23 protein-coding genes are annotated in these 24,252 nt (G+C 67.3%); 11 read left to right on the top strand and 12 right to left on the bottom strand.

Features of this window, described 5'->3' with window-relative positions:
• Window positions 1-181: 181 nt before the first annotated feature.
• The 7 genes from J2X67_RS04665 (at window position 182) to J2X67_RS04635 (ending at window position 7,065) form a co-directional block, all read left to right on the top strand.
• Window positions 182-1,186 (top strand): isopenicillin N synthase family oxygenase, encoded by a 1,005-nt coding sequence (locus J2X67_RS04665; protein WP_281146745.1) that lies wholly within the window; start codon window positions 182-184, stop codon window positions 1,184-1,186.
• A 2-nt stretch (window positions 1,187-1,188) separates the two neighbouring features.
• On the top strand, window positions 1,189-1,575 hold the full coding sequence (locus J2X67_RS04660; RefSeq protein ID WP_281146744.1) for a VOC family protein: 387 nt from the start codon (window positions 1,189-1,191) through the stop codon (window positions 1,573-1,575).
• A gap of 65 nt (window positions 1,576-1,640) precedes the next feature.
• Window positions 1,641-2,747 carry a BMP family ABC transporter substrate-binding protein gene (locus J2X67_RS04655; RefSeq protein WP_309950962.1) on the top strand — a complete coding sequence of 369 codons (1,107 nt, stop codon included), beginning with the start codon at window positions 1,641-1,643 and terminating at the stop codon, window positions 2,745-2,747.
• Between the two features lie 29 nt (window positions 2,748-2,776).
• Window positions 2,777-4,309: an ABC transporter ATP-binding protein gene (locus tag J2X67_RS04650; protein WP_309950961.1), complete on the top strand. Its 1,533-nt coding sequence runs from the start codon at window positions 2,777-2,779 to the stop codon at window positions 4,307-4,309.
• Complete coding sequence (locus tag J2X67_RS04645) at window positions 4,302-5,453, top strand: ABC transporter permease (RefSeq protein ID WP_309950958.1); 1,152 nt, start codon at window positions 4,302-4,304, stop codon at window positions 5,451-5,453. Before J2X67_RS04650 ends, J2X67_RS04645 begins: the two co-directional genes overlap by 8 nt.
• A complete protein-coding gene (locus tag J2X67_RS04640) occupies window positions 5,450-6,382 on the top strand; it encodes an ABC transporter permease (protein ID WP_309950956.1) in 933 nt (310 codons plus the stop codon). The genes J2X67_RS04645 and J2X67_RS04640 overlap by 4 nt, the downstream gene beginning before the upstream one ends.
• A complete protein-coding gene (locus tag J2X67_RS04635) occupies window positions 6,379-7,065 on the top strand; it encodes an isochorismatase family cysteine hydrolase (protein ID WP_309950954.1) in 687 nt (228 codons plus the stop codon). The genes J2X67_RS04640 and J2X67_RS04635 overlap by 4 nt, the downstream gene beginning before the upstream one ends.
• On the opposite strand, the gene J2X67_RS04630 is transcribed toward J2X67_RS04635, so the two are convergent.
• Window positions 7,062-7,820 (bottom strand): hypothetical protein, encoded by a 759-nt coding sequence (locus J2X67_RS04630; protein ID WP_309950952.1) that lies wholly within the window; start codon window positions 7,818-7,820, stop codon window positions 7,062-7,064. The genes J2X67_RS04635 and J2X67_RS04630 overlap by 4 nt on opposite strands.
• A 46-nt stretch (window positions 7,821-7,866) precedes the next feature.
• On the opposite strand from J2X67_RS04630, the gene J2X67_RS04625 reads away from it, so the two are divergent.
• Genes J2X67_RS04625 through J2X67_RS04615 form a run of 3 tightly spaced genes read left to right on the top strand, consistent with a single transcriptional unit; the run spans window position 7,867 to window position 9,944 of the window.
• Entirely contained in the window at window positions 7,867-8,466 is a 600-nt protein-coding gene (locus J2X67_RS04625; RefSeq protein WP_409050461.1) for a LemA family protein, read from the top strand.
• Between the two features lie 12 nt (window positions 8,467-8,478).
• Window positions 8,479-9,423, top strand: coding sequence for a TPM domain-containing protein (locus J2X67_RS04620; RefSeq protein WP_309950951.1), 945 nt, complete (start codon window positions 8,479-8,481; stop codon window positions 9,421-9,423).
• Between the two features lie 2 nt (window positions 9,424-9,425).
• A complete protein-coding gene (locus tag J2X67_RS04615; RefSeq protein ID WP_309950949.1) occupies window positions 9,426-9,944 on the top strand; it encodes a TPM domain-containing protein in 519 nt (172 codons plus the stop codon).
• Between the two features lie 121 nt (window positions 9,945-10,065).
• Here the strand turns inward: J2X67_RS04615 and pdeM are convergent, their stop codons facing one another.
• Window positions 10,066-10,749, bottom strand: a complete 684-nt coding sequence (pdeM, locus tag J2X67_RS04610) for a ligase-associated DNA damage response endonuclease PdeM (protein WP_309950947.1) — start codon at window positions 10,747-10,749, stop codon at window positions 10,066-10,068.
• Between the two features lie 80 nt (window positions 10,750-10,829).
• Between pdeM and trxC the strand changes: the two genes are divergently transcribed.
• Window positions 10,830-11,279 (top strand): thioredoxin TrxC, encoded by a 450-nt coding sequence (gene trxC / locus J2X67_RS04605; RefSeq protein WP_281146733.1) that lies wholly within the window; start codon window positions 10,830-10,832, stop codon window positions 11,277-11,279.
• 15 nt (window positions 11,280-11,294) lie between these two features.
• On the opposite strand, the gene J2X67_RS04600 is transcribed toward trxC, so the two are convergent.
• From J2X67_RS04600 to J2X67_RS04555, 10 genes are all read right to left on the bottom strand, one after another.
• A complete protein-coding gene (locus J2X67_RS04600; RefSeq protein ID WP_309950945.1) occupies window positions 11,295-14,045 on the bottom strand; it encodes a ligase-associated DNA damage response DEXH box helicase in 2,751 nt (916 codons plus the stop codon).
• Window positions 14,042-15,697, bottom strand: a complete 1,656-nt coding sequence (locus J2X67_RS04595; protein ID WP_309950943.1) for an ATP-dependent DNA ligase — start codon at window positions 15,695-15,697, stop codon at window positions 14,042-14,044. The genes J2X67_RS04600 and J2X67_RS04595 overlap by 4 nt, the downstream gene beginning before the upstream one ends.
• Window positions 15,694-16,815 (bottom strand): ligase-associated DNA damage response exonuclease, encoded by a 1,122-nt coding sequence (locus J2X67_RS04590; RefSeq protein WP_309950941.1) that lies wholly within the window; start codon window positions 16,813-16,815, stop codon window positions 15,694-15,696. The genes J2X67_RS04595 and J2X67_RS04590 overlap by 4 nt, the downstream gene beginning before the upstream one ends.
• A 70-nt stretch (window positions 16,816-16,885) precedes the next feature.
• Window positions 16,886-17,398 (bottom strand): DUF3617 family protein, encoded by a 513-nt coding sequence (locus tag J2X67_RS04585; RefSeq protein WP_309950938.1) that lies wholly within the window; start codon window positions 17,396-17,398, stop codon window positions 16,886-16,888.
• Window positions 17,399-17,476: 78 nt separating this feature from the next.
• A complete protein-coding gene (locus J2X67_RS04580; RefSeq protein ID WP_309950936.1) occupies window positions 17,477-18,181 on the bottom strand; it encodes a phosphatase PAP2 family protein in 705 nt (234 codons plus the stop codon).
• Window positions 18,182-18,233: 52 nt separating this feature from the next.
• Complete coding sequence (locus tag J2X67_RS04575; RefSeq protein ID WP_309950934.1) at window positions 18,234-19,397, bottom strand: Gfo/Idh/MocA family oxidoreductase; 1,164 nt, start codon at window positions 19,395-19,397, stop codon at window positions 18,234-18,236.
• 62 nt (window positions 19,398-19,459) lie between these two features.
• The gene (locus J2X67_RS04570; protein ID WP_309950931.1) at window positions 19,460-20,422 is read right to left on the bottom strand and encodes a substrate-binding domain-containing protein; all 963 of its coding nucleotides are present in this window, start codon (window positions 20,420-20,422) and stop codon (window positions 19,460-19,462) included.
• Window positions 20,423-20,468: 46 nt separating this feature from the next.
• The gene (locus J2X67_RS04565; RefSeq protein ID WP_309950929.1) at window positions 20,469-21,470 is read right to left on the bottom strand and encodes an ABC transporter permease; all 1,002 of its coding nucleotides are present in this window, start codon (window positions 21,468-21,470) and stop codon (window positions 20,469-20,471) included.
• The gene (locus tag J2X67_RS04560; RefSeq protein ID WP_309950927.1) at window positions 21,457-22,992 is read right to left on the bottom strand and encodes a sugar ABC transporter ATP-binding protein; all 1,536 of its coding nucleotides are present in this window, start codon (window positions 22,990-22,992) and stop codon (window positions 21,457-21,459) included. The genes J2X67_RS04565 and J2X67_RS04560 overlap by 14 nt, the downstream gene beginning before the upstream one ends.
• Window positions 22,989-24,158: an ROK family protein gene (locus J2X67_RS04555; protein WP_309951798.1), complete on the bottom strand. Its 1,170-nt coding sequence runs from the start codon at window positions 24,156-24,158 to the stop codon at window positions 22,989-22,991. Before J2X67_RS04555 ends, J2X67_RS04560 begins: the two co-directional genes overlap by 4 nt.
• Between the last annotated feature and the right edge of the window lie 94 nt (window positions 24,159-24,252).

The raw sequence follows: 24,252 nt of genomic DNA, 5'->3' as shown, positions 1-24,252 counted from the left end.
TTTGCAGGCTCTTCATTGAACGCGCACCACTGTAAGGCCGCGGTGCATCGCGTTGCGCCGGCCGGGCCTTCCGGCACGCGCGGCGCGCACCATGCTGACGCGACAAATGCGTTTTGTCCATTTGGTCCAACTGGCACAGACGTTGCATGGCGAAAGGCATGCCAAGCACGAGGACCGACACATGACAACCCTGCTGTCCGTACCCATCATCGATCTCGCGCCCTACTTCGGCGGCACGGCCGAAGGCAAGGCGCAGGTCGCCAGAAAAGTCGACGAGGCCTGCCGCAGCATCGGCTTTCTGGTCATTACCAACCACGGCATTCCGGCCGAACTGATCGCGCGCGTGTCGAAGCTCTCGCGCGAGTTCTTCGACATGCCGCTCGCCGAGAAGCGCAAGGTCGACCGGCCGCGCGAAGACGCGGTGCGCGGCTACAGCGCAGTAGGCGAAGAAGGGCTTTCGTACAGCCTGGAAGAGGCCGCGCCCGGCGACCTGAAGGAGTCGTTCTCGATCGGCCCCTCGGGCGTGCCCGACGACGACTACCACCGCGGCCCCGCTGCCGGCCCGCACTTCGAGCCCAACAGCTGGCCGCCGATAGACGGCTTTCGCGAAGCGTATGAAGCCTACTTCGAGGCGATGAGCGATCTCTCGCGCTCGCTGATGCGCATCTTCGCGCTTGGGCTTGCGCTGCCCGAGATGTTCTTCGACGACAAGATCGACAAGCACATCAGCATGTTCCGCGTGCTGAGCTATCCGCCGCAGCGTGAAGCGCCGCTGCCGGGCCAGTTGCGCGCAGGCGCGCACAGCGACTACGGGAGCCTCACCATCGTGCTCCCCGACGACAAGGGCCTGCAGGTGTTCAACAAGGCGGGCCAGTGGGTCGACGTGCCGCAGGTGGAAGGCGGCCTGGTGGTCAACATTGCCGACCTGATGATGCAGTGGACCAACGACCAGTGGGTGTCCACGCTGCACCGCGTGGTCAATCCGCCGTTCGAAGTGGCCAGCACCAACCGCCGGCAGTCGCTGGTGTTTTTTCACCAGCCCAACTACGACGCGATGGTGGAGTGCCTGCCAAGCTGCCTTGCGCCGGGCGAGCAGCCGAAGTACGCGCCCATTTCATCGGGCGACCACCTGACTTCCAAGTTCGTGAAGCAGACGACGTTCGGCGGCACCAAGGCCGTGGCCTGAGCATGGCGCATCTCTCCTACGTCAACGTCTTCGCCAAGGACGTGGTCGCGCTCAGCGGCTTCTACCAGCGCGTGTTCGGCTTTGCCGAAATCGAGGCCATCCGCTCGCCGATCTTTCGCGGGCTCGACACCGGCAAGTCGAGCCTCGGCTTCAACGCGCTCGATGCTTACGAGCTGCTGCACCTGGCCGAATTTTCCGACACGCGCGGCGTCAAGTTCTTGCTGAACATCGACGTCGACAGCAAGGACGACGTGGACCGCATGGTGCCCGTTGCGCTCGAGGCCGGCGCCACGCTGGTAAAGCCGCCCTACGTCACTTACTACAACTGGTACCAGTCGGTGCTGCTCGACCCCGAAGGCAACGTGTTTCGCATCAACTTCATGATGTGACGCGCGCAGCACCTCCGTCTTCAAACGCTTTTTTTCCTGGCTTGCTTCTCACGAAAGGTCGCTCCATGCTGCGCACTCCCACCCACGGCTTCACCTCCGGCCTTGCCCTGGCGCTTGCAGCCGGCGGCGCGTTCGTCTCGCTGCCCGCGGCAGCCGCCGACGGCTTTACGCTGAAGGACAAGCCGAAGATCGCGATGCTCTACTTCGGCCCGAAGAACGATGGCGGCTGGACGCAGGCCTTCGACGAAGCGCGCGTGAAGATCGAGAAGGAAATCGGTCAGAAGATCCAGTTTGTGGAGAACGTTCCCGAAGACGCATCGGCCATCAAGCCTGCGGCCGAGAAGTTCATCCAGCGCGGTGCCAACATCGTGATCGGCACCGCCTTCGGCTACTCCGACAGCTTCAAGGACCTGGCCGCCAAGTACCCGGGGGTGGCTTTTCTCAATGGCTCGGGCACCACCAACGGCAGCAACCTCGAATCGTTCTACGGCCGCACCTACGAGAGCCAGTACCTCTGCGGCATGGCCGCGGGCGCGGCCTCCAAGACCGGCAAGCTCGGCTTCGTTGCGGCCAATCCGTTCGGCGTGGTGAACTGGACCATCAACGCCTTCGCGCTCGGTGCGCAGAAGATGAACCCGAACGCCACCGTCAACGTGATCTACACCGGCGCCTGGAACGACCCCGTGAAGGAACGCGCCGCCGCGGCCGCGCTGATCGACCAGGGCGCCGACGTGATCGGGCAGCACGTGGACTCGCCCACGCCGCAGATCGTGGCGCAGGAGCGCGGCGTGTACGGCACCGGCCACCACCGCGACCTGCGCCAGTTTGCACCCAAGGCCACGCTGTGCTCGTCGGTGTGGGTGTGGGACCGCTTTTTGACGCCCGAGCTCAAGAAGATCATGGCCGGTGACTGGAAGCCGGGCCAGTACGGCGCCTTCATCGAGATGAAGGACGGCGGCACCGACATTGCGGGCTTCGGCCCCGCGGTGCCCAAGGACAAGGCCGCGGCCATTACCGCCGAGCGAGACGCGATCATGAAGGGCAAGCAGGTCTATGCCGGCCCGCTTGCCGACCGCGACGGCAAGGAGCGCGTTGCCAAGGGCGCGGTGCTTTCGGATGCCGATCTGTGGAAGATGGACTGGTTCGTCAAGGGCGTGATCACGCAGAAGTAACCCAAGAGAAAAAAGCAAGGCGACCCGGCATGCCCAACGCGCTCGAACTCACCGGCATCCGCAAGAGCTTCGACGGCTTTGCGGCGCTGACCGACGCGCACTTTGCCGCGCGCTGGGGCGAGGTGCATGCGCTCCTGGGCGAGAACGGCGCGGGCAAGTCGTCGCTGATGAACATTGCGGCCGGGCTTTATGCACCTGAAGCCGGCCAGCTCTTGGTCGACGACAACGTGGTGCGCTTTGCCGGCCCGGCCGACGCGGCAAGGCAACGCATCGGCATGGTTCACCAGCATTTCAAGCTGGTGCGGCCGTTCACGGTGGCAGAGAACATTCTGCTCACCGCGCCGCCGCCGGCCGGGTTTCAAAGCCACGGAGAACGCCTGCGCGAGATCTCGCGTGACATCCGCAACAAGGCCTCGGAGCTGGGCTTCGACATCGACCCCGCAAGGCGCGTCGATTCGCTCTCGATTGCCGAGCAGCAGCGGGTGGAAATTCTCAAGGTGCTGCTTGCGGGCGCCCGCATCCTGATACTCGACGAGCCCACCGCGGTGCTTACCGACCAGGAGGCTGCGCGCCTTCTGCAGACCGTGCGGGGCCTTGCGCGAAGCGGCTCCGCCGTGGTGCTGGTCACGCACAAGATGGCCGACGTGAAAACGTATGCCGACCGGGTAACGGTGATGCGCGGCGGCCGCACGGTGGCCACGCTGGCGCCGGACACCGCATCGGTCGCCGAGCTGGTGAAGCTCACGGTGGGCGAATCGATTGCCACGCAAAGTTTCCAGGCGGCGAAGTCGCCGCGCGGCGCTGTGCGGCTCGCGGTGCGCGGCTTGCGCTCGGCGCCGTCGCCCGAGGGCCGCCGCGTGCTCGACGGCGTCGACCTCGAACTGCATGCGGGCGAAATCTACGGCCTTGCCGGTGTCGGCGGCAACGGACAGGGCGAGCTGGCCGGCGCCATCATGGGCCTGCCCGATGCGGGCGGTGCGCTCGAAGGCGAGATCCACCTCAGCGGCCACGGCGACCTGAAGGCCATGAGTGCACCAGAGCGCCGCAACGTAGGCATTGCCGCGATTCCGGCCGACCGCTACGGCCTTGCGCTGGCCGGCGGCCTTTCGGTGGCCGAGAACTACGCCATAGGCCGCGTGCACACCGGCCGCTACGGCCCGGCGTGGCGCCTGCGGCGCGGTCGCATTCAGGCCGATACGCAAGAGGCGGTTCGCGCCTTCGATGTGCTGGGGGTGCGCTCGGTGGCGCAGAAGGCAGCGCTGCTCTCCGGCGGCAACGCACAGAAGCTGGTGCTCGCGCGGGAGTTCGGCAAGTCGCCCTCGCTGGTGCTGGCGCACAGCCCTAGCCGGGGCCTCGACGTGCGCGCGAGCGCCGAGGTGCATGCGCGGCTGCGCGCGGCGCGCGACGGCGGCGCAGCGGTGCTGCTGATCAGCGAAGACCTCGACGAGGTGCTGCAGCTGGCCGACCGCGTGGGCGTGATGACGCGCGGACGCATTGCCGGCGAATTCGCGCAGCCGGCCGACCGGCAGGCAATTGGACAGGCGATGGTGGACCATGGTTGACGCAACGCTCGCGGCCATTGCGCAGCCCGCGCAAACCGACCCCGAGGCCGCGCACCGCGCGCGGCGCCAGCCGCTGGCGCGCCGGCGCTATGCGCTGGAGATCCGCCAGCACATGGGGTGGCGGCGGCAGGCGCTGATTCTTGCGGCGGCGCTGCTGGCCGGCCTGGCAATTTCTGCCGCCATTCTTGTGGCCGCCGGGGTTCCCGCGGACGAGCTCGCCAACGAGTTCGTGATGCAGACCTTTTTCGACGGCCAGAACTTTCGCGCCGTGCTGTTCCAGGCCGCGCCGATGATCCTCGTGGGCCTGGCCGGCTCGCTGGCGTTTCGCGCGCGCTTCTGGAACCTGGGGCTCGAAGGCCAGATGGTGTGGGGCGCCATCGGCGCCACGGCCGTCTCGATGTGGCAGGTGGGCCCCGAGCCGCTGCGCCTGCCGCTGATGTTCGCGGCCGCCATCGGCTGCGGGCTGCTCTGGGTGCTGGGGCCGGCGTGGCTGAAGATCAGGCTCGGCGTGAACGAGATCATCTCCACGCTGATGCTCAACTACATGGCAGCCAACTTCTTGCTGCACCTGGTGTACGGCAGCTGGAAGGACCCGAAGGACAACTTTCCCTATTCGCCGCAGTTCCGCGCCTTCGAGCGGCTGCCCGAACTGGGCGCCGGCGTGAGCAGCGCCATCTTGCTCGCGGCCGCGGTGGCGCTGCTGGCGTGGTGGCTGGTGGGCGTGAGCCGGGCCGGGCTGTACCTGCGCTTTGTCGATGCCAACCCGCGCGTGGCGCATGCCAACGGCGTGCCGGTGCGCCGCACCATCTATGGCGCCGTGCTGCTGTCGGGAGCGATGGCCGGGCTCGCGGGCTTTGCAGTGGCCTCGGGGCAGGAGGGGCGGCTCACGCAGGCCTTCTACCAGGGCTATGGCTTCTCGGGCATCCTCATCGCCTTTCTCGCGCGCAACAACCCGCTGGCGGCCACCGTGGTGGCGCTGCTGGTGGCGGCGCTGTTCGTCACGGGCCGCAGCCTGCAGGTGTTCTACCAGGTGCCGTTCTCGATGGTGCAGCTCATCCAGGCCATCATCGTGGTGTGCGTGGCGTCGAGCGATTTCTTCATTCGCCACCGGGTGCGGCGCGTGGGTGGGGAGCAAGCGCAGTGAGCGGAAGCATTGTTCTGAACTGGCTCGCGAGCACGCCCGACTTCGCGGTGCCTTATGCGCTCGCGGCGCTGGGGCTGATCATGAGCGAGCGGGCGGGTGTGCTCTCGCTGGGCGCCGAAGGGCTGATGCTGGTGGGTGCGCTCGCGGGCATCGGTGCGCAAATCGTCCTGGGGCAGCCGGGCGTGTCGCTGGTGCTTGCCATGCTCGCGGCCAGCGCGGTGTCGCTGCTGTTCGCGGTGATGGTGATCTGGCTGCGCGTGAACCAGGTAATTGCGGGGCTGGCGCTGGTGTTCTTCTGCCAGGGCTTCACGGCGCTTGTCGGCTCGCTGGCCGAATGGACCAACCACGCCACCGAAGGCATCGGCTCGATGGCGCTGTGGCCGCTGTCTCTCTTGCCCGGCGTTGGCCGCCTGTTCGAGCAGAACGCGATGGTGTGGCTCACGTTGCCCATCTTCATTGCGGTGGCGTGGTTTTTCTCGCGCACCTCGGCCGGGCTGCGGCTGCGTGCGGTGGGCGAAAACCCGCAGGCGGCGGATGCGGCCGGCATTCGCGTCACCACATGGCGCCTGGCCGCGGTGCTCGCAGGCTCGGCGCTGGTGGGCCTTGCGGGTGCCTACATCTCGGTGGTGAGCACCAAGCTGTGGATCGCAGGCATGACCGGCGGGCGCGGCTGGATTGCGGTGGGGCTGGTGATCTTTGCGCGCTGGTCGCCGTGGAAGGCGCTGGTGGGTGCGCTGCTGTTCGGCTGCATCGAGGCGCTCATTCCCCAGCTTGCGGCGGCCGGGGTGCAGCTGCCGCAGTACTTCGTGATGATGACGCCCTATGCGGTAACGCTGGGCGTGATGGTGTGGGTCGCATTGGCCCGGCGCGGCGGAGACGACGAGCCCGGCGCGCTCGGCCAACCCTATGTTCGGGAGGAGCGGCGATGAAGGCCTGGGTGTACGGCGAAGAGCGCGAACTCGGCGCGGCGCAGTTTGCGGACTACCTCGATCCGGCCACCACGGCTGTGGTTTCCATCGACATGCACCGCGGCCACCTGGACGACAGCCCCGACTGCCCCTGCCCCGCGCCGCGTGCACGCGACGTGGTGGCGCCCATCGACAGCTTTCACGACGATGCCCGCGCGCTGGGCGTGCGCATCGTGCACGTCAAGTCGGTGCTGCGGCCCGACGGCGCCGATGACATCAACGGCATTCCGGCTGCGTGGCGGCGCACCTTTCCGCTGCACGTGGGCGCCATACCGAATGCCGATGCGCATGCCATCGAAGGCTCGCGCTGGACCGAGTGGGTTACGCGCGTGGAGCCGGGCGACATGCGCGTGGAAAGCAAGCGCCGGCTGTCGGCCTTCTATCCGACCGACCTCGACTTTCTGCTGCGCAACCAGCGCATTGAAACGGTGGTGCTCAACGGCGGGTTTACCGATTGCTGCGTGCTCAACACCGCGTTCGACGCCAACAACCACAACTACCGCGTGATCGTGCTGCGCGACCTGGTGCGCGGCACCGATGCGCACCTGGAAAGCGCCGCGCTCAGCATGGTGTCGCTGCACCTGGGGCTGGTGGTCGACTCGGCCGAACTGCTGCGCCAGTGGCGCGGCACTGGCCAAAGCTAGCCAGCAAGACCCAGCCAGCGCCGCAGCACAGGCTGCATGTCGCCCTGCGCCGCCTGCCACACAAGCTCCGGCGCGGCCACGTGCACGCCGGCGGGTGCGATGCGCAGGGCCATGTCGACCAGTTCGGCCACCTTGGAGGGGCGCACCGGCTGCTCGCTCGCCGGCACCATGAAACGCATGATCGACAGCATCCACGCGGCCAGCCGTTCGGCGGGATTTGCCAGCCTGGCGTTGAGCGGCTTGCGTGCCGAGCGCAAGAGAATCACGCGCTCGAAGCCGCTGGCAACCACGGCCTGCTCGTCCAGGCTCGCGAGCCCGCGCTTGAGCGCCTCGGGCAGGCGGCCCTGGTCGTGCGGCTGCACGATGGCAAGCGTCTGCACGCCGCAGGCGCGCAGCCAGCGCGAGAGCTCGGGCAGGTCGGAAGGCTGCGGCACCCACAGCGCACGTTCGCGGCCGTGGTAGAGCCGGGGCGGATCGAAGGCGATGACCGCGGTATCGGCCGAGGTGAGCCCCCATTGCGCAATCGGCAGGTCGGGGCAGAGGCAGGTTTCGACCCCGCGCATGCCGTCGCGCATGGGTTCGCGCGACAGCACCCGCACATGGGCAAACCGGTGGCCGCTTGCGAGCCGGCGCAGCAGCTCCTGGCCCAGGGCGCCGGTTGCGCCGGCAATCAGCAGCGTTCCGGCGCTTGCGGCCGCAGGGGGCAATACCGCGCGGTTGGCAGCCTGCAGTGCTTGAAGGGGATCGAGGGCCATGGAGGCATCTATGCTAACTTCCGGCTCTTCTGCGGAGGTAATGCAAATGATGATGAAACGCTGGCTCTTGATTCTTGCTGCGGTCCTGTCCCTGAGCGGATGCGGCTACAACCAGTTCCAGTCGCTCGACGAGACGAGCAAATCGGCCTGGAGCGAGGTGCTCAACCAGTACCAGCGCCGTGCCGATCTCGTGCCGAACATCGTGGCCACCGTAAAGGGTGAGGCCAGCTTCGAGCAGGACACGCTCACCAAGGTGATCGAGGCGCGGGCCAAGGCAACGTCGATCCAGGTGACGCCCGAGACGCTGAACAACCCCGAGGCATTCAACAAGTTCCAGCAGGCGCAGGGCGAGCTCTCGTCGGCGCTGTCGCGGCTGATGGTGGTGTCAGAGCGTTACCCGGAGCTGAAGGCCAACCAGGCTTTCCGCGACCTGCGCGTGACGCTGGAAGGCACCGAGAACCGCATTACCGTGGCGCGCAACCGCTACATCCAGACGGTGCAGGAGTACAACGTGCTGGCGCGCAGCTTTCCGACGAACATCACGGCGAAGATCTTCAGCTATGAGCCGAAGCCCAACTTCTCGGTGCAGAACGAAGCGCAGATCTCGACGCCGCCCACCGTCGACTTTTCTGCTCCCAAGAAGTAAGACACCCGATCGATGGCTCTTGCCCTGATACGCCGTGTGCTGGCCGCCGTGCTGCTGGTGGCGGCCGGGTGGACCGGGCTTGCAGCCACCGCATGGGCGCAAGGCCTGCTGCCGGTGCCCACGCTCACGGCGCGGGTGATCGACCAGACGCAAACGCTGGCCGAACCCGAGCGCGCCGACCTGGAGGCCAAGCTGGCCGCCTTCGAGCAGCGCAAGGGCTCGCAGATTGTGGTGCTGATGGTGCCCACCACCCAGCCTGAAGACATTGCAAGCTATGCCAACCGCGTGGGCAACGCCTGGAAAATCGGGCGCAAGGACGTGGGCGACGGCATTCTGGTGATCGTGGCCAAGAACGATCGCAAGATGCGCATCGAAGTGGCCAAGACGCTCGAAGGCGCGGTGCCCGACCTGGCCGCCATTCGCATCATCGACGAGGAGATGAAGCCGCGCTTTCGCAACAACGACTTTGCGGGCGGGCTGAACGCGGCGGTGGCCCGGCTCATCGGCCTTGTCGACGGCGAGGCGCTGCCCGAGCCTTCCATCGGCAGCGACGAAAGCTCCGGCTCCGGCAACGGCATCGACTGGGAGAACCTTGCGATCTTCCTGTTTGTCGGCGTCTTCGTTGCGGCGCCCATCGTGCGCTCGGTCGTCGGCAAGAAGCTCGGCTCGGTGGTCATGGGCGGCGGCATTGGCGCAATTGCATTCTTCATCACCACCAGCATCGTCATCGCGGTGCTGGCGGGCTTCGTGGCGCTGATGGTGTCGCTGTTCTCGGCGGCGGCTGCCTCGGCCCCCACGCGCCGAGGCCGGGGTGGTAGTAGCGGCGGCTTTGGAGGCTGGAGCAGCGGAGGCGGTGGCGGCGGCTGGAGCAGCGGCAGCAGCAGCGGAGACAGCGGCGGCTTCAGCTCCGGCGGCGGCGGCGATTTCGGAGGCGGCGGCGCCTCGGGGGACTGGTAGGCATGGCAACGCTTTTCTCCAGGCTCGGCCGTATCTGGCGCCACCAGTGGATGGACGAGGCCGATGTGCGCCGCGTGCTGCCCGATGCCGCCATGGAGCGCCTTGCCGCGCGCGTGGCGGCAAGCGAGCGGCGCCACAGCGGCGAGATCCGCATTTGCGTCGAGGCGGGCCTGCCCTGGTCCTACCTGCGGCGGGATGCATCGGCGCGCGAACGTGCCGTCACGATGTTCGGCAAGCTGCGCGTGTGGGACACCGAGCACAACAACGGCGTGCTCATTTACCTGCTGCTGGCCGAGCACGCGATAGAGATCGTGGCCGACCGCGGCATCAGCGCGCGTGTCAGCGCCGCCGAATGGGCCGCGATGACGCAGCGCATGGGCGCGGCGTTTCGCGAGGGGCGCTTCGAAGACGGGATCACGCAGGCGCTCGAAGAAATGTCGGCCTTGCTGGTCGAGCACTTTCCGCTGGCGGACGACCAGCCCGACACCAACGAGCTGCCCGACGCGCCCGTCGTTCTCTGACTTTGCTTTTCTCCCTCCCCTCCCGGGGGAGGGTCGGGGTGGGGGCAAGCGACGTTGGCGATGGGTGCGCTCTGCTTGCCCCCATCCCAGCCTTCCCCCGGAGGGGGAAGGGGCGGAACCCTCAGTCCAGTGAGGGTAGCGCCCACACCGTTTCACCGCCCACCGCGTAGAAGCGCCGCCCGGGCGCCCGCTCCACCAGCCACCCGCCTGTGAACTCGCCAAAGGCCGGCAACACCGCCTGCCGTTCGTCGCTCACGAAGCAAGGCAACCGCACGCTGTCGCGCCCCGGGCCGTAAAGCCTGCACACCGGATGCAGGTGCCCGGCGAGCACGAAGTGCGTCGCATGCGATTGCGGATGGTGGCAGCAGGCAAAGGGGCCGAGCAGATAGGGCTCGTCGACCACTTCGATGTCGAGGGCCGCAGGCGGGTCACCCGCGCGGCTGTCGTGGTTGCCTCGCACCAGCGTCATGCCGATGGGCCCGTGCGTGGCCCGCCAGTCGGCGAGCGCGGCCAGCACCTGCGGCGTGCGCGCCTGCGCCGCATGCAGAAAGTCGCCGAGAAACACGATGCGTTGCGGCACATGGGCAGCAATCAACCCATCGAGCCGCGCAAGGTTCTGCTGCGTGGTACCGCCTGGCACCGGCTGCCCCAACGCACGGTAGGTTGCGGCCTTGCCAATATGCAAGTCGGCTATGAACAGCACACGGCCGTCGGGCCACCAGATGGCGCGTTCGGGCAGCAGATGAAGCAGTTCGCCAGCCCACCGGACCGGCAGGGCCGACGAGGAAAGTTGCGGGGAAGTCACTGGCACCAAGTGTCGCAAAAGACGACGGACGCTGGCGGCTGTCACTTGCAATTCACCCCCGCGGACCCCAGTTCTTCGGCATGACCGAAACGCCATCGCTGCACATCGTCTGCCCGCACTGCCACACGACCAACCGCGTGCGCGCGGCACAGCTGGGCAGCGCGCCCGACTGCGGCAGTTGCCACCGCCCGCTGTTCGCCGGCCACTCGACCGCGCTGCCGGACGAAAAGACCTTCGACCGCCACATTGCACGCAATGAAATTCCGGTGCTGGTGGACTTCTGGGCGCCATGGTGCGGCCCGTGCCGCCAGATGGCGCCGGCCTACGAACAGGCCGCCGCCCAGCTGGAGCCGCGGGTGCGGCTCGCCAAGGTGGACACTGAAGCCGTGCCCAACCTGGGCGCGCGTTTCAACATCCGCAGCATTCCGACGCTGGCGCTGTTTCGCGGCGGCCGCGAGGTGGCGCGGCAGGCCGGTGCCATGGGTGCGGCGGACATCGTGCGCTGGGTCAAGGCGCACGGCGCGGGCTGAGCCGGACGGCTCACTTCACAACGGCGGCAAAGGCCGCGAGCGGCGCGAAGGCGGCCTGCGCTGGCGCTGCGGCGCGGGTGGCTTGCCCGGCCCTTCCTGGCCGAACGCGAGCGTGCTTTTCACGCGCTCGATGCCGCCCGCAGTGACGATGCCGCCCGCGGCCTTTTCGAGCTGCTCGACCATTCGCGCGATGCGGTCGGCCACGTTCTCGTTCGACAGCTTTTCGCGGAACAGCTCGACCATGAGCGGAAACGAAAACGGCGTTGGCCGTTCGAGCGGCTTCAGCACCAGCTGCTGGGTCGCCATGCGCGCGAGGCTGGCGCGCAGCCGGCCGATTTCAAGCTCTTGCGCGAGCAGCTCCTGCTCGGCCTGCAGCAGCAGCTTGTTGGCCGGGTCGTATTTGCGAAACACCTCCCAGAACAATGACGACGATGCCTGCAACTGCCGGTTGCTGCGTTTCTCGCCGGGGTAGCCCTGGAAGATGAGGCCAGAAACGCGCGCGATTTCTCTGAAGCGGCGCTGCGCGAGTTCGCCCGCATTGAGCGAAGCCAGCACCTCGTGCAGCAGTTCGGCATGCGCATCTTCGCCCTGGGGCAAGCGCAGCACCTGCGGCAGCAGCGCGGGCCAATCGACCGGCACTGCGCTCAGCAGTTCGAAGCCGTAGTCGTTCACCGCAATGGAGAAGGTGCGCGCATCATGCTGCGCCACGCGCCAGGCCAGCAGGCTTGCAAGCCCCATGTGCACATGCCGGCCCGCAAAGGGATAAAGAAACAGGTGCGAACCCTCGCGCGTGGTGAGCGTTTCGGCCAGCAGGGTTTGCGGCGTGGGCAGGGCCGACCACTGCTGCTGGATCTCGAGCAGCGGCCGCACGCACTGCAGCTCGGGCGAGTCATAGCGCCCTTCGCCGGCCAATGCGAGCTGCTGCACCACGGCATCGGCCAGCGTGGTCGAAAGCGGCATGCGCCCGCCGTTCCAGCGCGGCACCGCGGCGCGCTTGCCGGTGGCGCGCCGCACCCAGGCCGTCATGTCATGAATGCGCACGAGTTCGAGCAGCCGGCCGCCGAACAGGAAGCAGTCGCCGGGTTTCATGCGCGCAACAAAGCCCTCTTCGACACTGCCGATCTTGCCGCCGCCCATGTACTGCACGGCCATGCTGGCGTCGCTCACGATGGTGCCGATGTTCATGCGGTGCCGCCGTGCAAGCCGCGCGTCCGGCACGCGCCAGACCCCTTCGGCATCGGGCACTGCGCGGCGGTAGTCGGGATACGCGGCCAGCGAAGGGCCGCCCTGCGAGACGAAGGACAGGCACCACTCCCAACTCTCCCGCGAGAGCCCCGCATAGGCAGCGGTGCCGCGCACTTCCGCATACAAGTCGTCGGGCACGAAGCCGCCGCCGAGCGCCACCGTGACGAGGTGCTGCACCAGCACGTCGAGCGGCTGCACCGGCGTGTGGCGCGCCTCGATGTGGCCGGCCGCAATGGCCGCGCGCGCCGCGGCGCCTTCGACCATTTCGATGCTGTGGGTGGGAACGAGCGTGATGCGCGACGGCCGGCCCGGCGCATGGCCCGAACGCCCTGCGCGCTGCAGCAGCCGCGCCACGCCTTTGGGCGAGCCGATCTGCAACACCCGCTCCACCGGCAGGAAGTCGACGCCCAGGTCGAGGCTCGATGTGCAAACCACCGCCTTGAGCTCACCGCTCTTCAACCCAAGCTCCACCCATTCGCGCACTGCGCGATCAAGCGATCCGTGGTGCAGCGCAATGGTGCCCGCCCATTCGGGACGGGCCTCGAGCATGGCCTGGTACCAGATCTCCGATTGCGAGCGCGTGTTGGTGAACACCAGTGTTGTGCTGCTGGCAGCAATTTCATCGAGCACCTGCGGCAGCATCGTGAGGCCCAGGTGACCTCCCCACGGAAAGCGCTCGGCGCGGCCGGGCAGCAGTGAATCGACGACCAGCTTCTTGGGCACCGCGCCCTGAACGAGCACACCCTCTTCGTCGCCGAGCAATGCGTGCATGGCTTCCTGCAGGTTGCCCAGCGTGGCCGACATGCCCCACACCGCGAGCCCTGCGTTCCAGCGCCTGAGCCGTGCAAGCGCCAGCTGCACCTGCACGCCGCGCTTGTTGCCGAGCAACTCGTGCCATTCATCGACCACCACCATCTTCACGCGGCCGAGCACTTCGCTGGCATCGGCGCGCGCGAGCAGCAGCGACAGGCTCTCGGGCGTGGTGACAAGCACGGTGGGGAGGCGCTCGTTCTGCGCGGCGCGCTCGGCGGACGATGTGTCGCCGCTGCGTGCGCCGGCGCTCCACGGATGCACCTCGGCACCCAATGCGTCGAGCGGCTGCTTGAGCGCGCGCAGGGTGTCGGCCGCAAGCGCGCGCATGGGCGTGAGCCACAGCACCGTGAGCGGCGGCGCTGTGGGGCGCGCGGTTTCCTTCTTGGCTTGCGAGAAGGCCTGCAGCGCGCCGAGCCACACGGCGTAGGTCTTGCCCGCGCCGGTGGTCGCATGCAGCATGCCGGACTTTCCTTCGGCAATGGCTTTCCACACGTCGCGCTGGAACTTGAAGGGCTTCCAGCCGCGAGCGGCAAACCATGCATCGAGCGCCGCCTTGACTGCTGTCTTGCTCCTTCCCCTCCCGGGGGAAGGTCGGGATGGGGGCAAGCGGCCTTCAACAGGCAGCTGATTCTTGATACGCCGCTTGCCCCCACCCCTGCCCTCCCCCGGGAGGGGAGGGAGAAATTCGGAGTCCGGCGGCGTGGTCATGACGGCAGCAGCGCAGCCAGCGTCTGCAGCGTATCGGCCTCTGCCACCGGCTTGTCCTCGCGCCAGCGCAGCATGCGCGGAAAGCGCACGGCAATGCCGCTCTTGTGGCGCGTGCTGCGCGCAATGCCTTCGAAGCCGAGCTCGAACACAAGGGTCGGCTCCACGCTGCGCACCGGCCCGAAGCTTTCCACGGTGGTCTTGCGGATGATCGCGTCCACACGCGCCATCTCTGCATCGGTCAGGCCCGAATAGGCCTTGGCAAAGGGCACGAGCTTGCGGTCCTGCTGTTCGGGCGGGCCGTCCCATACGGCAAAGGTGTAGTCGCTGTAGAGGCTGGCGCGCCGGCCATGGCCGCGCTGCGCGTAGATGAGCACGGCGTCGATGCTGAGCGGATCGATCTTCCACTTCCACCACACGCCCACGTCCTTGGTGCGGCCCACGCCGTACTGCGCATCGCGGCGCTTGAGCATCATGCCTTCGACACCCATGCTGCGCGCTGCTTCGCGCTGGCGGGCAAGGTCGCCCCACTCGGCGCCGGTGAGCATCGGGCTCGGCAGCAGCGACGGATGCTGCATGCGCGTGACAAGCTCGTCGAGCAGCGCGCGGCGCTCCCATTGCGGCAGCGCCCGCAGGTCTCGGCCTTCCCATTCGAGAATGTCGTAGGCCAGCAGCACCACCGGTATTTCGCGCAGCAGTTTCGCGCCCAGGGTCTTGCGGCCGATGCGTTTCTGCAGCTCCGCAAAGGGCTGCACCCTGTCTTCGCGCCACACGGCAATTTCGCCGTCGAGCACCGTGCCGTCTGGCAATGCCTCACCGAGCACGGCAAGTTCGGGAAAGCGCTCGGTCACCAGTTCTTCGCCGCGCGACCACAGCCAGACCGCGCCCGCGCGCTTCACCAGTTGCGCGCGGATGCCGTCCCACTTCCATTCGACGATCCAGTCGGCCGGCGGGCCGAGCGCCGCATCGAACTGTTCGAGCGGCAGGTTGAACGCATGCGCAAGAAAGAAGGGATACGGCTGCCCACTGGTCTTTTGAACCTGCTCCGCGCCAGACTCCGGCGCGATGAGCGCGCGGTAGTCGTCGGCCCGCGGGCGGCCGCCGATGTGGGTGTAGCCCATGAGCCGCTGCGCCACGCGCTTGGCGTCGATGCCGCCCACGGCGGCAAGCGCCTGCGTGACCTGCAGCTTCGACACGCCCACGCGAAACGCACCGGTGATGAGCTTGAAGTACACCAGCCGCTCTTCGGCCGCAAGCTGGCGCCATTGCGCGCGCAGCCGGGCGGGCAGTTCGTTTGGCGCCGACTTGCCGGCCTCGCGCAGCGGAAGCAGGTGCTCCTCGACCCAGCGCACCAGGCCCAGATCGTGCGCCTCGGTAGGCGGCGGCAACAGCAGCGCGATGGTTTCCGCGAGATCGCCGACGGCCTCGTAGCTTTCGTCGAACAGCCATTCGGGAAGGCCCGCCGACTCTTGCGCGAGCAGGCGCAGCAGCTTGGTGGGCACCAGCTGGCGCGGCTTGCCGCCGGCGAGGAAGTACACGGCCCATGCCGCATCGGCAGCGTCGGCCTCGCGCAGGTAGCGCTGCAGCGCGGCCTGCTTGGCAAGGCTCGATGTGCTGGCGTCGAGCTCGCGGTAGAGCGCGGCGAAGTCCTTCATGCCTTTGCTCCTTCCCCTGCCGGGGGAAGGTTGGGATGGGGGCTGCCAGCGTCCGCATCGGGCGCCGCTGGCCCCCTCCCCGGCCCTCCCCCGGAAGGGGAGGGAGTTTCTTGGTCATCTTCATCGCCGTACTCGGTCTTGAAGCCCTGCGCTTCCAGACCGTTCTCGGTGAGCCAGCGCACCATGACCGCCACGCTGCCATGTGTGACGAATACCCTGCTGGCCCCCGTGCCCGCGATGGCCTGCTGCAGGCCCGGCCAGTCGGCGTGGTCGGACATGACGAAGCCCCGGTCCACACCACGCCGGCGGCGCGTACCGCGCAGCTGCATCCAGCCGCTCGCAAACGCATCGGCATAGTTGCCGAAGCGGCGCATCCACGGCGTGCCCTGGGCCGAGGGCGGCGCCAGCACCAGCGCGCGCTTCAGGAGCGCGGCGTCCACACCGGGGTCGGTTACGCGCAGCGTCTCCGGCAAGGCCACGCCCGCGGCGCGATAAACGGCGTTGAGCGGCTCGACCGCGCCGTGCACCACGATCGGCCCGATGGAGGCATCTACGCCGTGAAGGATGCGCTGTGCCTTGCCGAAGGCATAGCAGAACAGCACCGATGCGCGGCCGGCCTCCGCGTTGGTGCGCCACCATGCATCGATCTCCGCGAACAAAGCGGCCTGCGTGGGCCAGCGATAGATGGGCAGCCCGAAGGTCGATTCGGTGATGAAGGTGTCGCACGGCACGGGCTCGAAGGGCGCGCAGGTTCCGTCGGGCTCGGTCTTGTAGTCGCCCGAGGCCACCCACACGCGCCCGCCGTGTTCAAGGCGAACCTGTGCCGAACCCAGCACGTGGCCGGCCGGATGCAGCGAAACGCGCACGCCGTGGTGCTCGATGGCTTCGCCGTAGCCGAGCGTCTGCAGCGCGATGTCGCTGCCCAGGCGGGTACGCAGCGTGCCGGCGCTGTCGGTATGCGCCAGGTAGTGCGCATGGCCCACACGCGCGTGGTCGGAGTGGGCATGCGTGATGACGGCGCGCGCCACCGGCCGCCAGGGGTCGATGTAGAAATCGCCCGGCGGGCAATACAGCCCCTCCGGGCGTGCGACGACGAGATCTTCTTCCTTCGCGGCCATGGCCGCATCGTAGGCGGTGGCCGGCTTTCGCGTTGCCGAATGCGGGCCGCGAAGCGCTGTGGGCCGGCGCCTACTTCTTGCGCGCGCCCGCCATTTCGAGCACGTTCATCTTCATGCCGTTGGACATGATCATGTCGCCGGGCTTCTGGCCTGCCTTGCAGGGGCCGATCCACTTGGCCTCGATGACGGCCGAGCCTTCGGCGCGGCCCATCAGCGGCGGGCTGTAGGTCGACTTGCTTTCCATGCGGTAGGCCGAGCTGAAGTCGCCGCTCATCACCGCGTGCGAGGTGGCGGTGGTCGAGCCGATCTTGCAGACCGAATCGACGACCAGCTTGCCGCCTTCGTTGCGCAGCTCCTGCCTGGAGCAGGCGTCCTTGCCCATGCCCTGGCCCATGTCACGCAGGGCCTTGTCGCTGGCCGCGTCGATGCACTGCTGGATGGTCTGGCTCGCGCCCTTGGCGGCGGTGCCATCGCCGGTCTGGATTTCCCACAGGCCAGGCTTGCGCGCGGGGTAGTCAATGGCCATGGCGGGCATGGCGGCCGCGCAGGCCAGCGTGAAGAAAGCAGCGGCAGTGATCTTCATGGCGGCTCCGTGTCGAATCAAGGGAACGATGCCCGGTTTTTACCGCAGGCGCCGGGCGTGAGGAATAGCGCGATCGGCCTACGCCGGCTCCGCCTGTACAGGTGCGGCCGCAACGGCGTGGCGTGGCCGCGAAGCCAGCCCGAACGCGATGCCCAGCGCCAGTCCGCCGAGCACGTCGACGAGCACGTGCTGGCGCACCGCCATCGTCGAATAAACGATGGCTGCGGCCCACGCGATGTTGAACGCGCGGAGCCACATGGGCGCGGCCACGTCGCGCAATTGCCGCGCCAGCACCACGCAGGCAAGCACCGAGAACGACACGTGCAGCGACGGAAACGCGTTGCCTGCCGCATCGACCGATTTCAGAAAATGAAGCGAGGTGCCCGGCGTTGCGTCGATGGTGAAGTTGGGGATGGCCGTGGGCACGAACCAGAACACCGCGAGCGAGATGAAGGTCATGACCGCGCAGCTCAATGCAAAGCCCTGAAACTCCCGCCTGTCCTTGGCAAGGAACACGGGCAAGGCAATGTAGGCCCACAGCGATAGATAGACCGGCAGCAGCGCGGGCCAGAAGGCGACCAGCCGGTCGAACGCGGTGAGCGGCAATGTCCAGGGCTGGCCGGCGTTCTTCATGATCCAGAAGTACAACGGGAAGAAGCCGATGGTGGCCACCGTGTTGCCGACGAGCTTCAGCGGCCAGAGCGCAAGGCATCGCCGGCCCAGGGCGCGAAGCCAGGGCGGCGGGCCGCGAAGCGGCAGGTCTCGAAGGGAGGAACGTGTCATGGGCGCCAGGCGCCGTGCGTTGCATGCCCGCGGGTGCGGGCATGCGGCACGGCTACCAGGGCGTCCACTTTAATTCGCTTTTTGCTGAAGCCACCGTGCGCTCGATGAATCGAACACCGCGGGCGCCATCTTCCACGCGCGGATAGTCCGCTGCAATGGCGTCGGCCTGCTGCCCCTCGATGCGCGCGCGGATGTCCGCGGCCACGCCGCCATAGATGTTGGCAAAGGCCTCGATGAAGCCTTCAGGGTGCCCGGCCGGCAGGCGGCTTGCGCGCTGCGCCGATTCGCAAAGCCACGGCGAACCGCGGGTGAGAGTGCGCTTGGGTCCGTCGTGCGGCAGGTGCAGCAGTTCGCTCGGCCGCTCCTGGCGCCATTCGAGCGTGCCCAGCGCGCCGGAGATGCGAAGGCGCAGGTCGTTCTCCAGCCCGGTGTTGATTTGCGACGCAATCAGCACGCCGCGAGCGCCGCCCTTGAAGCGCAAGAGCAGGCTGCCGTCGTCGTCGAGCATGCGGCCCGGCACCAGCGCGCTCAGGTCGGCGCAGAGGCTTTCGATTTCCAGCCCGGTCACACTTGCAATGAGGTTCTCGGCATGCGAGCCGATGTCGCCGATGGCGCCGGCCGCGCCGCTGCGTGCGGGATCGGTACGCCAGTCGGCCTGTTTGTTGCCGGTGTCTTCGAGCTGGCTCGCGAGCCAGCCTTGGTTGTATTCGACGACGACCTTGCGCAGCTCGCCGAGCTGGCCCGAGCGGACCATTTCGCGCGCCTGCCGCACCATCGGGTAGCCGGTGTAGTTGTAGGTCACGCCGAACACCGTGCCCTGCCTTGCCACGGTGGCCACGAGCGCATCGGCCTGCTCGCGCGTGTGCACCAGCGGCTTGTCGCACACCACATGAAAGCCCGCCTCGGCAAAGGCTTGCGCCACCGGAAAGTGCACATGGTTGGGCGTGACGATCGAGACGAAGTCGATTCGCTCGTGCGGCTGGCGCTTGAGCTCATCGGCCAGCAGCGACTGCCAGTCGCCGTGGTTGCGGTCGTCCGCCAGCCCGAGGTCGCGGCCAGAGGCGCGCGCCTTCTCGGGGCTCGAAGACAGCGCGCCGGCCACGAGCTCGATCTGCCCGTCGAGCGCCATGGCCTTGCGGTGCACGGCGCCGATGAAGGCGTCGCGCCCGCCGCCGACCATGGCGCAGCGGAGCTTGCGAGAAGGTTGATCAGTCATCGGTTGGAAATTCCTGGTAACTATTCCCTCTCCCTCGGGGAGAGGGAGGAAGGCATGCGACCTCAGAACGGCGAGTTCGGGTGGTAGAAGTCTTTCGCGTTTTCCTTGGTGATCAGCACCGAAGGAATGATGGTGGTCGCGGGCAACTTCTCGCCCTTCAGCCGCGCCTCGGCCGTGAGCTTGATGGCGTCGTAGATGAACTTGGGCGAGTAGCTCACGTCCGCGCCAATGCGCTTGTCCTTGCCGTCCATGATGGTCTTGACCATGCCCTTGGCGCCCGCACCGCCGAAGACGATCTTGATGTCGTCGCGCTTGGCTTGCTCGATGGCCTTGAGCACGCCCACGGCCATGTCGTCGTCGGCCGCCCAGATGGCGTCGATCTGCTTGAAGCGGGTGAGGTAGTCCTGCGTGACCTTGAAGGCGTCGTCGCGGTTCCAGTTGGCGTATTTGGCGTCGAGCAGCTTGATGTCCGGATGGTTCTTGAGCACCGCGTTGAAAGCATCCATGCGCTCGTTGTCGAGCGTGGTGGCAATGCCGCGCAGCGCAACCACGTTGCCCTTGCCGCCGAGCTGCTTGGCAATGTATTCAGCCGGAATGCGGCCGAAGGCGGTGTTGTCGCCTGCCACGTATGCGTCCTGCGCGCTGGTGTCGGTGAGGCCGCGGTCGACCACGGTCACGTAGGCGCCCTTGGCCTTGACCTGTGCCACCGGCTTGGTCAGCGCAGCCGATTCGAACGGGAACACCACGAGCGCGTTGATCTTGGTGACGGTCGAAAGGTCTTGCAGCTGGTTGGCTTGCTCGGGTGCGTTGGCGGCGGTCTTGATGGTGATCTTCAGGTCCTTGTGTTCCTTCTCGAGATCTTTCTTCGCCTGGTTGGCCCAGTAGTTGATGCCGCCCATGAAGCTGTGCGTGGCCGCCGGAATCGAAACGCCGAGGTTCACTTTCTCGGCAGCGAATGCGGGCAGGCTCGCGAGCGCCGCGGCCGCCACGGCCGTGAGTGCGATGCGACGGGTGAAGCTTGTCATGCTGGATGTCTCCTTGTGGTTGATGGTGAAGCGGAACGGGAACGAACTAGCGGCGGCCGCGCTGCAGGAACGCGACGATGATGATCACGAAGCCCTGCACCGCTGCGTTGAGATACACGCTGATGATGCTGGTGAGGTTGAGGATGTTGCTGATGACCGAGAGCAGGATGGCGCCGACCACGGTGCCCGTGATGCTGCCTGCCCCGCCCTTGAGCGCGGTGCCGCCAACGATGACCGCGGCAATCGCCTCGAGCTCCCACAGCAGGCCCGTGGTCGGCGACGCCGAGCCCAGGCGCGGCACGTAGAGCAGCGTTGCAATGCCCACGCACACGCCGAGCAGCACGTAGGTGAGGATCTTCACGCGGTCGACATCGACCGCCGCATAGCGCGCCACCTGCTCGTTGGAGCCAATGGCCTGCACATACCGGCCGTAGGCCGTGCGGTTCAAGATGACACCGCCGATGATCGCGACGATCACGAACACCCACACCGGCACCGGAATGCCCGCAAGGCTTGCGTAGTACACCGGCGCATAGAGGTCCGACAGGTCGTTGTCCAGCGTGAGCGCGCCGCCATCGGCAAAGTAGGTGAGGTAGGCGCGAAAGATGCCGAGCGTGCCCAGCGTGACGATGAAGGGTTCGATGCGCCCCTTGGTGATGAGCAGGCCGTGCGCCAGGCCGAACAGGGCGCCCAGCACCACCGCAAGCACCGCGCCCATCACCACCGCCATGAGCGGCGAACCCAAGGCCGGCCCGGCCCAGTTGATGAACATGATCACGCTGCCAGCGATGAGCGCCGCCATCGAGCCCACCGAAAGATCGATGCCGCCCGAGATGATCACGAAGCACATGCCCACCGCGATGATGCCGATGAAGGCCGTGCGCGTGAGCACGTTCATGGCGTTGTCGACGGTGGCAAAGTCGCTGTTGAGCAGCGTGCCGCCGATACACAGCAGCACGAGTCCGATGACCGGGCCGAGGCCGTGCAGGCGCTCGGTCCAGCGCGGCTTGCTTTCGCTGCGGTGCTGCGCGGCCTCAGGCTGCGGCATGGGTGTCTGCTGTTCCGGTGGCATGAGCGATGAGCTCCTCTTCAGTCAGGTTGTCGGCGTTGAGCGTGGCGACGAGGCGCCCCGCGCGCATCACCGCCACGCGGTGGCACAGGCCGATGAGTTCCATCAGTTCCGACGAAACGACAATCACGGCGAGCCCTTCGCGGGCAAGTCGCTGGATCAAAAAATAGATGTCGCGCTTGGCACCGATGTCGACGCCGCGCGTGGGCTCGTCGAGCACCACCACCTTGGGTTTGGGTTGCAGCACCTTGGCAAGCGCAAGCTTCTGCTGGTTGCCGCCCGAGAGGGATGAAGCGCGCACGTCGAGCGAGCCGGTGCGAATGCCGTAGTCCTTCACCGCCTCGGCGAGCGCATCGCGCTCGGCATCGGGCTGGAGCCACGGGCGGGTGTAGCGTTCGAGCGCCATCAGCGTGAGGTTCTGGCGCAGCCCGAAGTTCACGTGCAGGCCCTTGCCCTTGCGGTCTTCGCTCAGGTAGGTGAGGCCGTGCTTTGCGGCGTCACGCGGATTGCGCCACCCCTTCCGGTCGGGCACCGGCTTGCCGAGCATCTCGACCTGGCCGCTGGCTGGCCGAAGGCCCAGCAGGCCTTCGAACAGCTCGGTGCGGCCGGCGCCGACCAGCCCCGCAAAGCCGAGGATCTCTCCGGGACGCACTTCAAAGCTCACGTCGTGCGCCCAGCCGGGCACGCTGAAGTTGCGCACGCGCATGGCAGGCGCATCGGCGGCCACCACCACGTCGCGCGGCGGGTACAGGTCGGCAAGTTCGCGGCCCACCATGAGGTTGGCCATCTGCTGGCGCGAGACCTCGGGCGTAGGTGCACGAGCGACAAAGCGGCCGTCGCGCATCACGATCACCTCGTCGGTCACCTGCTCCACTTCGTCGAGCTTGTGCGAGATGTAGACGATGGTCACGCCGTCGGCGCGCAGCTGCGCAATGAGCTTGAAGAGCCGCTCGGTCTCGCCGGGCGTCAGCGTGGCGGTGGGCTCGTCCATGACCAGCAGGCGCGCGCGGCGGGCAATGGCCTTGGCAATTTCGACGAGCTGTTTTTCCGCCACGATGAGACGCCTGACCTTGGTGCGCGGATCGACCTGCAGGCCCACCGCGGCCAGCGCTGCGGCGGCGTCGCGTTCCATCGAGGCGTCGTCGAGCAGCCAGCCTTTTTTCTTTTCGTGGCCGAGAAAAATGTTCTGCGCCACGCTCAGGTCTTCGGCAAGATTGAATTCCTGGTGGATCAGCACGATGCCCAGCGCCTCCGCATCGCGCGAGCTTGCGAACTGCTGCGGCTGGCCGTTGATGCGCAGGGTGCCGCCGGTCGGCTGTTCATACCCGGAGAGAATCTTCATCAACGTCGACTTGCCGGCGCCGTTCTCGCCGAGCAACCCGTACACACGGCCCGGCGCCAGCGAAAAGCTCACGCCGTGCAGCACCTGCACCGGGCCGAAGGCCTTCACCACATCGGCAAACTCGACCGCGACGCTTCCCTTGGTTTCTGCTGCGGTCATGGTGCCACTCCGCGGACTTTCAACGTTTCGTGCATGGCGAGCACGCCGGCGCCGATCAGCCCGCCCTGCACGCCCAACGGTGTGTACTGGATCTCGAGGTGCCGGGTGGATAGCGCGAGCGAACGCTGGTACACGCTCTGCCGCACGGCCGCCAGAAAGAGCGGCCCGATGCGCGTGATGCCGCCGCCGATGAACACGTGCGACGGGTTGAAGAAATTCACCACCGACGCCAGCATCTGGCCGATGAGGTTGCCGGCGCGCTGGATGATGCCGTTGGCCGCCGTGTCGCCCGCGCGGCTCGCCTGGCCGACATCGACGGCCTCGATGCGGCCATGCACGCGCAGGCATTCGGCGAGCATGGCGCTTTCGCCGGCTTCGGCTGCCTGCACGGCCATGCGCGTGATGGCCGGCCCTGCAGCCATGGCCTCGACGCAGCCCACATTTCCGCAGTGGCAGCGCGGGCCTTCCTGGTCGACGCAGATATGCCCCACGTCGCCGGCCGATCCGGCGGCACCGCGATAGACCTCGCCATGGCAGACGATGCCGCAACCGATGCCGGTGCCGATCTTGATCACGAGAAAGTTGTTGAGCGAGCGCTTGAGACGCCAGAGCTCGCCGAGCGCCATCAGGTTCACGTCGTTGTCGACGAAGACGGGTGCCGCGTAGTCCTCGCGCAGGTAGTCGCGAATCGAAAAGCTGTCCCATGCGGGCATCAGCGGCGGGTTCACCAATTGCCCAATCTCGAAGTTGACCGGGCCGGGCACGCCAATGCCGATGCCGAGCACGTTCCTTGCGTTGCTGTTGCAACGTGCGAGCAGTTCGCGCATCAGCACGCGCACCCGGGCCAGTACAACGGCGGGGCCTTCGCGCACGTCGGCAGGTTCGTCGTGCTGCGCGAGCACTGTGAGGTCCGGCCGCAGCACCGCAACGTCGAGGCTGGTGGCGCCAATGTCGATGCCGACCAGCACGCCCAGGCCGGCATGCAGCTGCAGGTTTTCGGCGCGCCGCCCGCCCGATGAGCGCTGGAGGCCGGCTTCAGCAAGGAGGCCTTGTTCGACCAGGCCCGCAATCAGCGCATTCGCTTTGCTCTTCGAGAAGCCGAGCTGTTCAGCCATGGCATGGCGCGAGCCGCCGGCCGACCAGAACGTGGTCTCCAGCAACCGCATTTCATCCGCAGTGATGCCGCTCCAGCGTGTCACGCGTTGTTGTCTCCATCTTGTTGCCTGCGCAGAAACTTGCCGCAGGTGATTGATCGCGAAT

It is taken from the genome of Variovorax sp. 3319, from assembly GCF_031456585.1.
GTDB lineage: Bacteria > Pseudomonadota > Gammaproteobacteria > Burkholderiales > Burkholderiaceae_C > Variovorax > Variovorax paradoxus_P.
This window is presented reverse-complemented; position numbering and strand designations above follow the sequence as displayed.

Bases quoted from the DNA above. Each gene is read 5' to 3' on its own strand.
- J2X67_RS04665 (WP_281146745.1), top strand. From the start codon at position 182: ATGACAACCCTGCTGTCCGTACCCATCATCGATCTCGCGCCCTACTTC.
- J2X67_RS04660 (WP_281146744.1), top strand. From the start codon at position 1,189: ATGGCGCATCTCTCCTACGTCAACGTCTTCGCCAAGGACGTGGTCGCG.
- J2X67_RS04655 (WP_309950962.1), top strand. From the start codon at position 1,641: ATGCTGCGCACTCCCACCCACGGCTTCACCTCCGGCCTTGCCCTGGCG.
- J2X67_RS04650 (WP_309950961.1), top strand. From the start codon at position 2,777: ATGCCCAACGCGCTCGAACTCACCGGCATCCGCAAGAGCTTCGACGGC.
- J2X67_RS04645 (WP_309950958.1), top strand. From the start codon at position 4,302: ATGGTTGACGCAACGCTCGCGGCCATTGCGCAGCCCGCGCAAACCGAC.
- J2X67_RS04635 (WP_309950954.1), top strand. From the start codon at position 6,379: ATGAAGGCCTGGGTGTACGGCGAAGAGCGCGAACTCGGCGCGGCGCAG.
- J2X67_RS04630 (WP_309950952.1), bottom strand. From the start codon at position 7,820: ATGGCCCTCGATCCCCTTCAAGCACTGCAGGCTGCCAACCGCGCGGTA.
- J2X67_RS04625 (WP_409050461.1), top strand. From the start codon at position 7,867: ATGATGATGAAACGCTGGCTCTTGATTCTTGCTGCGGTCCTGTCCCTG.
- J2X67_RS04620 (WP_309950951.1), top strand. From the start codon at position 8,479: ATGGCTCTTGCCCTGATACGCCGTGTGCTGGCCGCCGTGCTGCTGGTG.
- J2X67_RS04615 (WP_309950949.1), top strand. From the start codon at position 9,426: ATGGCAACGCTTTTCTCCAGGCTCGGCCGTATCTGGCGCCACCAGTGG.
- trxC (WP_281146733.1), top strand. From the start codon at position 10,830: ATGACCGAAACGCCATCGCTGCACATCGTCTGCCCGCACTGCCACACG.
- J2X67_RS04600 (WP_309950945.1), bottom strand. From the start codon at position 14,045: ATGACCACGCCGCCGGACTCCGAATTTCTCCCTCCCCTCCCGGGGGAG.
- J2X67_RS04595 (WP_309950943.1), bottom strand. From the start codon at position 15,697: ATGAAGGACTTCGCCGCGCTCTACCGCGAGCTCGACGCCAGCACATCG.
- J2X67_RS04590 (WP_309950941.1), bottom strand. From the start codon at position 16,815: ATGGCCGCGAAGGAAGAAGATCTCGTCGTCGCACGCCCGGAGGGGCTG.
- J2X67_RS04585 (WP_309950938.1), bottom strand. From the start codon at position 17,398: ATGAAGATCACTGCCGCTGCTTTCTTCACGCTGGCCTGCGCGGCCGCC.
- J2X67_RS04580 (WP_309950936.1), bottom strand. From the start codon at position 18,181: ATGACACGTTCCTCCCTTCGAGACCTGCCGCTTCGCGGCCCGCCGCCC.
- J2X67_RS04575 (WP_309950934.1), bottom strand. From the start codon at position 19,397: ATGACTGATCAACCTTCTCGCAAGCTCCGCTGCGCCATGGTCGGCGGC.
- J2X67_RS04570 (WP_309950931.1), bottom strand. From the start codon at position 20,422: ATGACAAGCTTCACCCGTCGCATCGCACTCACGGCCGTGGCGGCCGCG.
- J2X67_RS04565 (WP_309950929.1), bottom strand. From the start codon at position 21,470: ATGCCGCAGCCTGAGGCCGCGCAGCACCGCAGCGAAAGCAAGCCGCGC.
- J2X67_RS04560 (WP_309950927.1), bottom strand. From the start codon at position 22,992: ATGACCGCAGCAGAAACCAAGGGAAGCGTCGCGGTCGAGTTTGCCGAT.
- J2X67_RS04555 (WP_309951798.1), bottom strand. From the start codon at position 24,158: ATGCGGTTGCTGGAGACCACGTTCTGGTCGGCCGGCGGCTCGCGCCAT.